The organism is Halorubrum sp. Atlit-26R (assembly GCF_003666015.1).
In the GTDB taxonomy this organism is placed as follows: domain Archaea; phylum Halobacteriota; class Halobacteria; order Halobacteriales; family Haloferacaceae; genus Halorubrum.
Window position 1 is genome coordinate 1 of record NZ_QPLT01000025.1, and the last position, 11521, is coordinate 11521.

The 11521-nt window shown below is 71.3% G+C and carries 10 protein-coding genes; 7 read left to right on the top strand and 3 right to left on the bottom strand.

Annotated elements, in window-relative coordinates; translation table 11 throughout:
* Positions 1-464 precede the first annotated feature (464 nt).
* The 5 genes from nosZ to DVK07_RS18085 are packed head-to-tail and all read left to right on the top strand — an operon-like array spanning position 465 to position 6458.
* Positions 465-2384, top strand: a complete 1920-nt coding sequence (nosZ, locus tag DVK07_RS18065) for a TAT-dependent nitrous-oxide reductase (RefSeq protein ID WP_121598319.1) — start codon at positions 465-467, stop codon at positions 2382-2384.
* A 4-nt stretch (positions 2385-2388) separates the two neighbouring features.
* Complete coding sequence (locus tag DVK07_RS18070) at positions 2389-3141, top strand: hypothetical protein (protein WP_121598320.1); 753 nt, start codon at positions 2389-2391, stop codon at positions 3139-3141.
* Complete coding sequence (nosD, locus tag DVK07_RS18075) at positions 3131-4657, top strand: nitrous oxide reductase family maturation protein NosD (RefSeq protein ID WP_121598321.1); 1527 nt, start codon at positions 3131-3133, stop codon at positions 4655-4657. Before DVK07_RS18070 ends, nosD begins: the two co-directional genes overlap by 11 nt.
* Positions 4654-5469 carry an ABC transporter ATP-binding protein gene (locus DVK07_RS18080; protein WP_121598322.1) on the top strand — a complete coding sequence of 272 codons (816 nt, stop codon included), beginning with the start codon at positions 4654-4656 and terminating at the stop codon, positions 5467-5469. Before nosD ends, DVK07_RS18080 begins: the two co-directional genes overlap by 4 nt.
* Positions 5466-6458 (top strand): ABC transporter permease, encoded by a 993-nt coding sequence (locus DVK07_RS18085; protein WP_121598323.1) that lies wholly within the window; start codon positions 5466-5468, stop codon positions 6456-6458. Before DVK07_RS18080 ends, DVK07_RS18085 begins: the two co-directional genes overlap by 4 nt.
* 51 nt (positions 6459-6509) lie before the next feature.
* Here DVK07_RS18085 and DVK07_RS18090 read toward each other — a convergent pair whose 3' ends face one another.
* Complete coding sequence (locus DVK07_RS18090; protein ID WP_121598324.1) at positions 6510-7250, bottom strand: helix-turn-helix domain-containing protein; 741 nt, start codon at positions 7248-7250, stop codon at positions 6510-6512.
* Here DVK07_RS18090 and DVK07_RS18095 point away from each other — a divergent pair.
* Positions 7249-7662 carry a DUF2249 domain-containing protein gene (locus tag DVK07_RS18095; RefSeq protein WP_121598325.1) on the top strand — a complete coding sequence of 138 codons (414 nt, stop codon included), beginning with the start codon at positions 7249-7251 and terminating at the stop codon, positions 7660-7662. The two genes, DVK07_RS18090 and DVK07_RS18095, sit on opposite strands and share 2 nt — an antisense overlap.
* Before the next feature lie 206 nt (positions 7663-7868).
* On the opposite strand, the gene DVK07_RS18100 is transcribed toward DVK07_RS18095, so the two are convergent.
* Positions 7869-8759 (bottom strand): DMT family transporter, encoded by an 891-nt coding sequence (locus DVK07_RS18100; RefSeq protein ID WP_121598326.1) that lies wholly within the window; start codon positions 8757-8759, stop codon positions 7869-7871.
* Positions 8760-8887: 128 nt separating this feature from the next.
* Between DVK07_RS18100 and DVK07_RS18105 the strand changes: the two genes are divergently transcribed.
* Positions 8888-9997, top strand: coding sequence for a radical SAM protein (locus DVK07_RS18105; RefSeq protein ID WP_121598327.1), 1110 nt, complete (start codon positions 8888-8890; stop codon positions 9995-9997).
* A 36-nt stretch (positions 9998-10033) separates the two neighbouring features.
* On the opposite strand, the gene DVK07_RS18110 is transcribed toward DVK07_RS18105, so the two are convergent.
* Entirely contained in the window at positions 10034-11413 is a 1380-nt protein-coding gene (locus DVK07_RS18110) for an MFS transporter (RefSeq protein WP_121598328.1), read from the bottom strand.
* Positions 11414-11521: the final 108 nt, after the last annotated feature.

The window sequence follows — 11521 nt, forward strand, 5'->3', positions numbered from 1 at the left end:
AACGCGAGCGAGGAGCGCGGCGAGCGTGCGCCCGCCTCACGACTGGGGCTTTGGCGGTGTTTGCTGTCGATCTGTTGTCTCTTGCGTACGACCGAACGACTGCGGCTTTGGAGGCCGTCGTCCCAGCGGTCTCAACCATTTATAAACAGCCAACGGCAAAACTGGGTTTCTACTTATAAACGACCTCACTCACGACATACTACACCTACTCCCGCGGTCGTACATCGCCGTGCCGGTGTCGATCGCACCCGGACGCGGTGTGGATTCTCCGCCGAGGGCCACCGGCGGTCGCTTCGACCCCGGCGCTGGCCCTCCGACCGCGTTCTCACGCGTTCGAAACGCGGTCGGCGATCGCCGAACGTGTTCGCGCGCTTCCAACCGCGCAGCAAGCCGCTTGAGGGGCTATATACGGCACCGCGCAACGTCCGCCTGTCGCGAGGGAATCGCCGCTCGCGTACCAACTCATGTCGAACGACACACAGCGGTCCACGGACGCGGGGGAATCGGGCGACCAGACGACGGGCTCGGCGGACGGGTTCGACTCGATGCTCCCGGGCGTCCGTCGCCGCGACTTCGTGAAGGCCGGCGCGGCCGCCGGCGGACTCAGCGGGCTGGCGGGCTGTACCAGCCTGCTGAGCGAGGACGACGTCCAGGGGACGGCCTCGGCGAGCGGGGTCGACAACTCCGTCCCGCCGGGCGAGCACGACGAGTACTACGCGATCCTCTCGGGCGGGCAGGCCGGCGACGTCCGCGTGTACGGGCTCCCGTCGATGCGCGAACTCATCCGGATCCCGGTGTTCAACTACGACGCCAGCCGGGGGTACGGGTTCGACGACGAGAGCAAGCAGATGCTCGAGGAGGCCGGGGGGTACACGTGGGGCGACACCCACCACCCGCGGATCAGCCAGACCGACGGCGACTACGACGGCCGGTTCGCGTACGTCAACGACAAGGCGAACGGCCGGATGGCCCGGATCGACCTGACGTACTTCGAGACGGACGCCATCGTCGACATCCCGAACCAGCAGGGGACCCACGGCGCCTGCGCGCAGCTGCCCGACACCGACCTCATCTTCGGCGTCGGCGAGTTCCGGACGCCGATTCCCAACGACGGCAGCGGGAACCTCGAGGACCCGGACTCGTACGGCTCCGTCCTCGCCGCCATCGACCCCGAGTCGATGAACGTCGAGTGGGAGGTCCTCATCGACGGCAACATGGACAACGGCGACGGGAGCAAGGAGGGCCGGTACTTCTTCACCAGCGCCTACAACTCCGAGGAGGCGGCCACGGAGTCGGGGATGACCCGCGCCGACCGCGACGACGTGAAGGCGTTCGACATCCCGCGGATCGAGGCGGCCGTCGAGGCCGGGAACTACGAGACGATAAACGAGGTCCCGGTCGTCGACGGCCGGAAGGACAGCCCGCTCAACCAAGGGGACGAGCCGATCGTCCACTACATCCCGACGCCGAAGAGCCCGCACGGCGTCAGCGTCACCCCCGACAACGAGTACGTCATCGTCAGCGGGAAGCTCGACCCCACGGCGACGGTCATCGACATCGACAGGATCGACGAGGTCGACGACCCCGCGGACGCCATCGTCGGCCAGCCGAAGCTCGGGCTCGGCCCGCTCCACACCGCCTACGACGGCCGCGGCCACGCGTACACGACGCTGTTCATCGACTCGCAGGTCGTCAAGTGGGACATCGAGGAGGCCGTCGAGGCCGACGCGCGCTCCGAGAGCCCGGTGATCGAGAAGATCGACGTCCACTACAACCCCGGACACCTCATCGCGTCGGAGTCGTACACCGAGGACCCGGCGGGCGACTGGCTCGTCTCGCTGAACAAGCTCTCGAAGGACCGGTTCCTCCCGGTCGGCCCGCAGCACCCCGAGAACGACCAGCTGATCTACATCGGCGACGACGAGAACGGGATGGAGCTGGTGAAGGACTCGCCGGCGCAGGCCGAGCCGCACGACGCGTCTATCTGCCATAAATCGAAGATAAACCCGAAGGCGACGTACGACCCCGAGGACCTCGACCTCGACTACACCGCCGAGGGCGAGGAGACGATGGAGCGGGTCGCCGACGACCGCGTCGAGATCGAGATGTACTCGACCCGGAACCACTACGGGTTCCAGGAGATGGTCGTTCAGGAGGGCGACGAGGTCGAGATGCAGGTGACGAACATCGAGACGACGAGCGACATGCTCCACTCGGTGGCGATTCCCGACCACGACGTCCACATGCGCGTCGCGCCCCAGGAGACGCGGAAGGCGACGTTCACCGCGGACGAGCCCGGGGTATACTGGGTCTACTGCGCGCACTTCTGCAGCGCGCTACACTTGGAGATGCGCTCGCGGCTCATCGTCAAACCGGAGGAATAACGCCATGAGATCGTCGCTCGCGCGGCTGACCGAGATCCGGCGCGCGCTCCCGCTGGCGGCGGCGGCGCTGCTCGTCGGCGCGCTGCTGGTCCCGGTGTGGACGATCTCGCTGACGGCGCCGCAGTACCCCGGTCAGGAGCTGCTCATCGACCTGTACGCCTACCCGCGCCTGGGCGGCGACTTCGCCGAGGTACAGGGGCTCAACAAGTACGCCGGGTTCCACTACCCCGACCCGGTGTTCGTCGACCCGAACTACGCCGTCAGCGAGGCCGCGATCGACGTCCCCGAGTGGCTGCTCGGGCCGGCCGTGTTCGTCGGGCTCGCCCTGACGGGCGCGTTCGTCGCGTTCGCGCCGACCGTCCGGAAGCTGAAGGCCGGGCTCACGGCGCAGCTCGTCGGGACGATCACCGTCTTCGTGGGGATGTTCGCGTTCATCCAGTACCGGCTCTACCAGGCCGGCCACTCGCTGGACCCGGACGCGCCCCTCCGCGGGATCGAGTCGTTCACGCCGCCCCTGCTCGGCCCCTACGAGGTCGCCAACATCAGCGGCTTCGCGTGGTTCGGCCCCGGCGGGTACATGACGGTCCTCGCGGTCCTGCTGCTCGCGACCGCATACCTCGCGCGCGACCTCGAAGCGACCGTGGACGAGCTCCCGAGGCTCGCCCGGGGGCTTCCCGGGAAAATCCGCGAGCGCGTCACGGGCGGCGAGGACGCCGACCGGAACGGCGACCTCGGAGGGGGTGACCATGTCCGATGACCGCCGCGAAGCCGGCTTCCTCGCGGCCGCCTGCGTCGTCGCGCTGATCGCGGTCGCCCTCGGCGTCGCGCTCCCGGTCGCCGGGTCCGGCGTCGCGGACGCGGGTGCCGCGAGCGGCGCCCCGGACGCGGGCGGCGCGTCAGCGTCGTCGAACGCGACGGGCGCTCCCGGCCTCGACGTCGCGACCGACTTCGCCGCGGCGGGCGTGACCGCGCCCGAGCGCGACGGGACCGCCACCGTCGACGGCGAGTCGTTCGCGTCCGCGCAGGCCGCGGTCGACGCCGCCGACCCCGGCGAGACGGTCGTCCTCGACGGGCGGTTCGACGAGCGCGTGAACGCGAGCGTCGACGGCCTGCGGCTCGTCGCGGGCGAGGACGGCGCCGTGATCGACGGCGGCGGCGAGGGGCGCGTGTTCACGATATCCGGCGAGAACGTCACCGTCTCCGGGGTGTGGGTCCGGGGCTCCGGAAGCGACCTCGGCACCGAGGACGCCGGCGTCTTCGTCGCGGGCGACCGCGCCCGGATCGAGTCGGTCCGGATCACGGACACGGCGTACGGGATCTGGGTCGACAGCGCCGACGAGGCCGTCGTCGAGGACGTGCGGATCGACGGCCGCGAGGACGTGTTCCCGGTCACCGACCGCGGCAACGGGATCCACCTGTTCGAGACGAGCGGGACCGTCGTCCGCGACACCGAGATCACCGACGTCCGCGACGGGATCTACTTCTCGTGGGCGACGGACGTGCTCGCCGAGGACAACGCGATCCGCGGCGCGCGCTACGGCGTCCACTACATGTATTCGGACGACAACCGCCTCGTCGACAACGTCGCGGCCGACAACGGCGTCGGCTACGCGCTGATGGTGAGCGAGGGGCTGACCGTCCGGAACAACACGGCCCTGCGCAACGACGGCTCCAGCGGCCACGGGATCTTAGCGAAGGACATCGAGGACTCGACGATCGCCGGCAACCGCCTCGTCGCGAACCGCAACGGGCTCTACCTCTACAACGCGCAGGGGAACCGGCTCGTGGACAACCTGATCTACCGCAACGGGATCGGGGTCCACAGCGCCGCAGAGAGCGGGAGCGAGGTCGTCGCGGGCAACAGCTTCGTCCGCAACGAGCGCGCGGTCCGCACGGCGCGGAACTCGCTCGTCGCGTGGAACGGCACCGGCCGCGGCAACTACTGGTCGGGGGCGCAGGTGGCCGACCGCGACGGCGACGGCGTCAGCGAGGTCCGACACCGGCCGATCGGGATCGTCGAGAACCTCGTGGCCGAGAACCCGCAGGCCGCGGCGTTCGCGAACAGCCCGGCGTTCGAGGCGGTCCGGTTGGCCGAGAGCTCGTTCCCGGTGATCGAGACGCCCGGCGTCGTCGACCGCCGTCCGCTCGTCGAGCCGAACCACGACTGGCGCGCGTACGAACCGTCGGGCGACGCGGCGAGCGGCGGCGAGCCCGCCGACGGCGACGCCGCGCGCGCCGCGAACCGAACCGCGGACACGGAGGACACACCATGAGAATCGACGCGACCGACGTGCGGAAGGCGTACGGGGACGTGACCGCCCTCGACGGGCTCACGCTTACGGTCCCGAGCGGCTCGACGTTCGGGATCATCGGCACCAACGGGGCCGGCAAGTCGACGCTGTTCCGGCTGCTCGTCGGCCACGACCGGCCGGACGCCGGGACCGTCGAGGTCGGGGGAACCGACGTGACCGAGGATGGGCGGCGGATCCGCGAGCGGGTCGGCTACCTCCCCGAGCACGTCGGGTTCCCGGACGGGCTCACCGGCCGGGAGGTCCTCGGCGTCCACCGCGCGACGCGCGGCCTCCCGAAGGACGGCCGGACCGCCGAGGCGATAGCGCGGGTCGGGCTGACCCCGGACGAGGCCGACCGCCGCGTCTCGGGCTACTCCAACGGGATGCAGCGGCGGCTCGGGCTGGCGACGGTGCTTTTACCCGACCCGGACGTGCTCGTCCTCGACGAGCCGACGGCCGGGCTCGACCCCCGCGGCGTCGACGAGTTCCACGCCATCGTCGAGGAGATCACGGCGGAGACGGACGCGACGGTGGTGTTCTGCTCGCACGTGCTGGGGGAGGTCGAGCGGCTCTGCGACCGCGTCGCCGTCCTCCACGACGGGCGGGTGCGCGCGGCGGGCCCCGTCGACGAGCTCGCAGCGGGGGCGGACGACGAGGCCCCCGCCGCGACCGAGCCGGAGTCCACGCGCGGAACCGCTGGCGGGTCCGGCGGGCTCCGCGCGGCGTTCCGCGACGCGGTCGACGACGACGCGGCGCGCCGTGCCGGGGGCGACCCCGAGGAGGTGGCGCCGTGAGCGACCCGCGCGAGCGGTCCGACAAAGGGACGGAGGAAGCGACCCGTCCGGACGGCGGCCACCCGGACGCGGCGACCGCGGTCGAGGCGCTCGACGCCGAGACCGACGCGGAGTCCGCCGACTCGTCGGCGTCGACGGCGACCGCCGACGCGGCCCCGACGTCGACGAACGACGGCGTCCGCGACGCGCTCCGGCACGTCCTCGTCGTCGCCGTCACGGAGTACCGGCTGGCGGTCCGGAGCCGGTGGGCGCTCGCGCTCACCGGACTCTTCGTCGTGTTCGGCGGGGTGATCCTGACGTTCAGCGGCTCCGCGGTCGGGCCGGCTGGCGCCGAGCGCGTCGTCGCGTCGCTGACGAGCCTCGCCGCCTACCTCGTCCCGCTGGCGGCGCTCGCTCTGGGCTACGACGCGATCGTCGGCCGCGAGGAGGAGGGGTGGCTCGCGGTCGTGTTCTCGCTGCCGGTCCGCCGGAGCGAGGTCGTCGCCGGGACGTACCTCGGCCGATTAGCGGTGCTGGCGGGCGCGACGGTACTCGGCTTCGGCTTCAGCGGCGCGCTGATCGTCCGCGAGTTCGGGACGGGCGCGCTCTCCGCGTTCCTCGGGTTCCTCGGCGGGACGGTCGGGGTCGGGGGCGCGTTCCTCGCGGTCGCGCTGCTGCTGTCGACGGTCGCCCGCGAGAAGACGCACGCGCTCGGTTCGGCGCTGCTCGTCTGGGTGTGGTTCGTGCTCGTCCACGACCTGCTCGCGCTCGGGATCGTCGCGGCCGCCGAGCTGCCGGACGCCGCGCTGTCGGCGCTGGTGCTGTCGAACCCGGTGAGCGCGTTCCGCGTGTTCGTGTTGAGCGGGCTCGGAACCACCGCGGGCGGGGGGTTCACGGCCGTCCTCGCCGGGAGCGGGCTCTCGGCGACTTCGCTGGCGGCGTCGCTCGTCGCGTGGTGCGTCGTCCCCGTCGCCGTCGCGGCGCGACTGGTCCGCCGGCGGCGACTCTGAGAAGAGACGGTCGGTCGCGCGGGGCGACCGCTCGAACCTCCTCGACCGCCGCTACTGAATCCGCTCGATCCCGTCGTCCTCCGGGGACTCGAAGTCGATCGGACGCCGCGGGAGGTCGTCGACGAACTCCCTGACGATGGTGCGCTCCACGCGCTGGAGCACTTCGCTACAGGTCGACTTCGCGATGCCGACGTGGTCGGCCACCTCGGTGAGCGTGGTCTCCCGGGGCACGTCGTAGTAGCCGCGGTCGACGGCCTCGAAGAGGACCTCGCGCTGGCGCTCCGTGAGCGACCCGCCCGGGTTGACGCGCTGTTGGACGTACTCGACTTCGAACTCCGCGCCGATGTCGCGGAGGGCGTCGCCGAACTTCGCGACGCGCTCGTGGTCGCCCGTCACGTCGACGCGGGCGACGCCGTCGCGGATCTCGACCGGCATCTCGATGGGGACGCCGGCCCGCCGCGCGACGGTCTGGAGGAGCGGGACGAGCGCCTCGACCTGGACGGTGACCATCCCGTCGTCCTCGGCCATCACCGACGAGTGGGTGATCGTCTCGTGGTCGTCGATCGCGTCGAGGACCGGGTCCGTGTCGTCCGCGGTGACCCGGACCAGCGCGAACCCCGCGCCGTCTTCGGGCGTCGCGGTCAACACCTGGAACCGCGCGTCCGGGAACTCCCGCGAGACGTCGCCGACCCACGGGCCGTCCGGAATCGTCACGCGGAGGCGTGCCTGTGCCATGCGCGCCCGTTCGGCACCGGGGTGGAAGTACCTTCGGCTCCGCGCTCGTCGGAACATGTTCGTCACAAACAATCCGGGGATGAGGTTCGTACTCCGAGGTATGAACCGAGAACCCGGCGATCAGGCGGCGGTCGAACGGGCGGTGGCCGAGCGGACGGACGCGCCGACGAGCGGGGAGACCATCTCCCTCGACGTGCGGAACCTCGGGCCGCCGAAGCCGCTGCGCGAGACGCTCGAACGCGTCGAGACCCTCGGCGACGGCGACGTCTTGGTCCAGTACAACGACCGGACCCCGAAGTTCCTCTTCCCGCGCTTAGAGGACCGCGGCTACGCCTACGCGGCGGTCGAGACCGACGCGACCGACGCGACCGTCACGGCGATCTGGCCGGCCGACGGCAGGGAGGTTCCCGTGGACGAGCGAGCCGCAGCGGAGAGGGGAGCCGACGAGGGCGACGCGACCGCGACCTAACGATCGAGCGATTCCGGGAGTGAGTGTCGCAGATCGCCGTCCGCGATGTCGTATTTAAATAGTCGTGAGCGACAGCGACGGGCACTTATAAATGGCGTACTCCCGCACTCGATCAAGAAGCGGCTCCGATCAACTGGCTGTTTCAGCTGAAAGTCTGTCTGAAGAACAGGATTTCAACAGAGCCGTGAACCCGTACCCGCGCGCCGCTACGTTCCACGCAACGCCCGCCACTTCGCGGCGACGAACCCCGCCAGAATGAACGCGAACCCGACGACGGCCGCGGGCGTCACTTCCTGCCCGAGCACGAGCCAGCCCGCCAGCGCCGCGAACACGGGGATCACGTACTCGATGAAGCTCATCTCGATGGGGCCGAGATCGTCCAGCAACGTGAAGTACAGCAGGAACCCGCCGACGCCGGCGACCGCGGAGAGGTAGGCGACGGCGCCGAGCGCGGACGGAGTCCACGTGGCGGCCGCGAACGACTGCCCGGGGAGCACGAGCACGGCGGCGTGGAGGACTCCCGCGCCGACCGCCATCATCCACGCCTGCGTGGAGAGGAACGGCATCGACGGCGAGCGGCTGTGGGTGACGACCGCGGCGACGGCGAACGCGAGCGCTGACGCGAGCACGAGCGCGACGCCGAGGACGCTGTCCGCGAGGTTCGCGGGGTCGGGGTCGGCGATGACGACGACGCCGACGAACCCGAGCGCGACGCCGAGCGCGGTGGCGGCGGTGAACTCCTCGTCGGTCGAGACGAGCCGCGTGAGCGCCGGGGTCACCACAGGGACCAGCCCCAACAGCACGGCGGCGACGGCGCCCGTGACGTACCGCTGGCCGGCGAAGAGGAACGCGTGATGGGCGCCGATGATGAGGGCACCGCCGACGAGCACGTAGACGTAGTCGTCCCGAGTCCGGGGGCGGACATCCGCACCGGTGGCGAGGACGGCGCCGAACAGCAGCGCGGCGGCGACGTCGAAGCGCACGGCCGCGAACGGCACCGCGGGGAGGTCCGCGAGGCCGACGTCCGTCGCCATGAACGCCGTTCCCCAGACCGCACACAGTAGCACGAAGCGGCCGGCCGTCCGGTAGCGACTCATTCACGAGGAGGTCGCCGCCGACGGCGAAGTACCCGTCGAACCAGTCCGGGTATCGCCCGCCGTAACCGCTTGGGGAACACGTTCGGGAACGGCCCCAAACGGATCGGGATCGTATCCGATCCCGACAGATGTTCGACGACCTCGACACGGACCGGCGGCCGCTAGTCCTCGTCTGGGAGGTCACGCAGGCCTGCGGGCTCGCCTGTCGGCACTGTCGGGCCGACGCGCAACCGCGGCGGCATCCCGACGAGCTGACGACCGCGGAGGGGAAGCGACTGCTGGAGGACGCCGCCGCGTTCGGCGACGGACAGTTGGTCGTCCTCTCCGGGGGCGACCCGCTCGCCCGCGACGACCTCACCGAGCTGGTCGCGGACGGCGACGATCTGGGGCTCCGGATGACGGTCACGCCGAGCGGGACCCGCTCGCTCACGCCCGAGCGCGTCCGCGACCTCGGCGACGCCGGGATCGCGCGGATGGCGCTCAGCCTCGACGGCTCGACCCGCGAGCGCCACGACGCGTTCCGCGGCGAGGAGAGCTTCGCTGACACGGTGGCGGCCGCGCGCGCCGCCCGCGACGCCGGGATCCCGCTCCAGGTCAACACCACGGTCTGCGCCGACACGGTCGACGACCTCCCGGCGATCCGCGACCGCGTCCGCGAGCTCGGCGCGGTGCTGTGGAGTGTCTTCTTCCTCGTCCCGGTGGGTCGCGGCCGCGTCCTCGACCCCGTCTCGCCCGAGCGCGCCGAGGACGCGATGGCGTGGCTCCACGAGGTGTCCGACGAGGAGCGGTTCGGGGTCAAGACGACGGAAGCGCCCTTTTACCGCCGCGTCGGAATCCAGCGCGCGGAGGCGGGCGAGACCGACGGCGCTGCGGGACGCCGCGGCGGGATCACGGCCGGGCGCGGGTTCGCGTTCGTCAGCCACACCGGCGAGGTGTACCCGTCCGGGTTCCTCCCCGAGTCGGCTGGCAACGTCCGCGAGCGGTCGGTTGTCGACCTCTACCGGAACGCGGACCTCTTCGAGTCGCTCCGCGACCCGGACGGCTTCTCCGGGAAGTGCGGCGCCTGCGAGTTCCGCCACGTCTGCGGCGGGAGCCGGTCGCGGGCGTACGCCGCCACCGGCGACCCGACCGGCAGCGACCCGCTCTGTCCGTACGTCCCGGAGGGGTACGACGGGCCGCTGCCGGAGCGGCAGCGCGGCGCGGGCGACGACGGCGAGCGTCCGGAACCGGCGGACTAAGCGAGCGACGGCGTCGTGGGGTCCCGCTCGTCGGCCTCAGGCGTACGCCTCGAACTCCTCGCCGAACGCGAGGAAGTAGCCGGTCCCGACGACGCCGATGACGGCCGCGACGGTGAACGCGACCTCCGGGCTGACGAAGTCCCACAGGTACCCGCCGACGGCGGCGCTCGGGATCACGACCGTGTTCCGTATCAGGTAGTACGTCCCGGTGACGCGGCCGCCGGTTCCCCGCTCCGCCGGCCCGACGATCAGCGCCTTGTGCGACGGGAGCCCCGCGAACCGGAGCCCGGAGAACGCGAAGACGGCGACCATCACGGCCCAGAGGGGGAGCGCCGACCCCGCCAGCGCCGGCGCGTAGATCAGCACGACGGGGAAGACGGCGTAGACGGCGAAGCCGACGGCGACCACCGGCTTGAGCCCGACGCGCTCCGCGAGCTTCGAGGCGGGGACCATGATCAGCAGGGCGACGAGCATCTCGACGCCGAGGAGGTAGCCGAAGAACGCCTGCGGCGAGAGGTCGACGTCGTAGGCGAACCCGCCGAGCGCGACGGTGGTGTCGAGGCCGACCTGAAACACCTGCGTGACGACGAGGACGAAGAACACGTACACCATCCCGTTCGCGAACCGGACGAGCGTGTCGCCGACGAGCAGCGGCCGGAGCGGGGCCGGCATCTCCCGCAGGTCCTCTCGGATCCGGGCTAAGCCCGCGAACGAGTCGCCGAGAGAGTCGCCGCTCGCGTCGTAGAGGACGTGCTGGACCGCGGTTCCGAGGACGCCGAAGACCACTCCGACCGCGAGGACGTACCGGAAGCTGACGGTGAACTCCGCGCGGAGCCCGATGAGGACGGCGGCCAGCACGGGGCCGATCAGGAACGCCGTCCGCCGGAACGTCTCCGTGCTGGCGAACCCCGCGGCCAGCCGCGAGGGGGCCGTCGCCTGCTTGACCACCGCGAACGTCGCGCCGAGGCCGAACGACTTCCACGCCTGCGCGAGGACCAGGCCGACGAAGATCCAGACCCACGGCTCGACGACCAGCCCGGCCACGGAGACCGGACCGATCCCCGGCGCGACCAGCCAGACGAGGAAGCCCAGGGTCGACAGCAGCCCGAAGAGGGTGAGCGCGTACCGCGAGCCGATCCGGTCGGAGACGGCGCCGCCGGGATACGGGTACAGCGCCGAGATGACGTTGCCGAAGGTTCCGAAGAGCCCCACGACGAACCCGGACGCCCCGAGCGCGACCATGTACTCCGGCAGGTACCGGTTCGTCATCTGGAACCCCAAGCTGAACGCGAACATCGCGGCCGACAGGACGAGCACGTCGCGCTCCAACGCGAAGAACCGGCGGAACGCGTCGAGGGCGCCGGACCCCTCGGCACCGGACCCCTCTGTGTCGGCGGCGCTCCGGTCGCCGGTCACTGACGTCCCCCCGCGGTCGTCGGACGAGTGCGGTCGGCGACGCCGACGCGGCCGCGCGGCGTCGAACTGGGAGCCATACGCCTCGTCGGGTTCGGGCCGACAAAAATC

What these genes read in the sequence shown, in the direction of transcription:
- nosZ (WP_121598319.1), top strand. Translation starts at nt 465, where the DNA reads ATGTCGAACGACACACAGCGGTCCACGGACGCGGGGGAATCGGGCGAC.
- DVK07_RS18070 (WP_121598320.1), top strand. Translation starts at nt 2,389, where the DNA reads ATGAGATCGTCGCTCGCGCGGCTGACCGAGATCCGGCGCGCGCTCCCG.
- nosD (WP_121598321.1), top strand. Translation starts at nt 3,131, where the DNA reads ATGTCCGATGACCGCCGCGAAGCCGGCTTCCTCGCGGCCGCCTGCGTC.
- DVK07_RS18080 (WP_121598322.1), top strand. Translation starts at nt 4,654, where the DNA reads ATGAGAATCGACGCGACCGACGTGCGGAAGGCGTACGGGGACGTGACC.
- DVK07_RS18095 (WP_121598325.1), top strand. Translation starts at nt 7,249, where the DNA reads ATGTTCGTCACAAACAATCCGGGGATGAGGTTCGTACTCCGAGGTATG.
- DVK07_RS18090 (WP_121598324.1), bottom strand. Translation starts at nt 7,250, where the DNA reads ATGTTCCGACGAGCGCGGAGCCGAAGGTACTTCCACCCCGGTGCCGAA.
- DVK07_RS18100 (WP_121598326.1), bottom strand. Translation starts at nt 8,759, where the DNA reads ATGAGTCGCTACCGGACGGCCGGCCGCTTCGTGCTACTGTGTGCGGTC.
- DVK07_RS18105 (WP_121598327.1), top strand. Translation starts at nt 8,888, where the DNA reads ATGTTCGACGACCTCGACACGGACCGGCGGCCGCTAGTCCTCGTCTGG.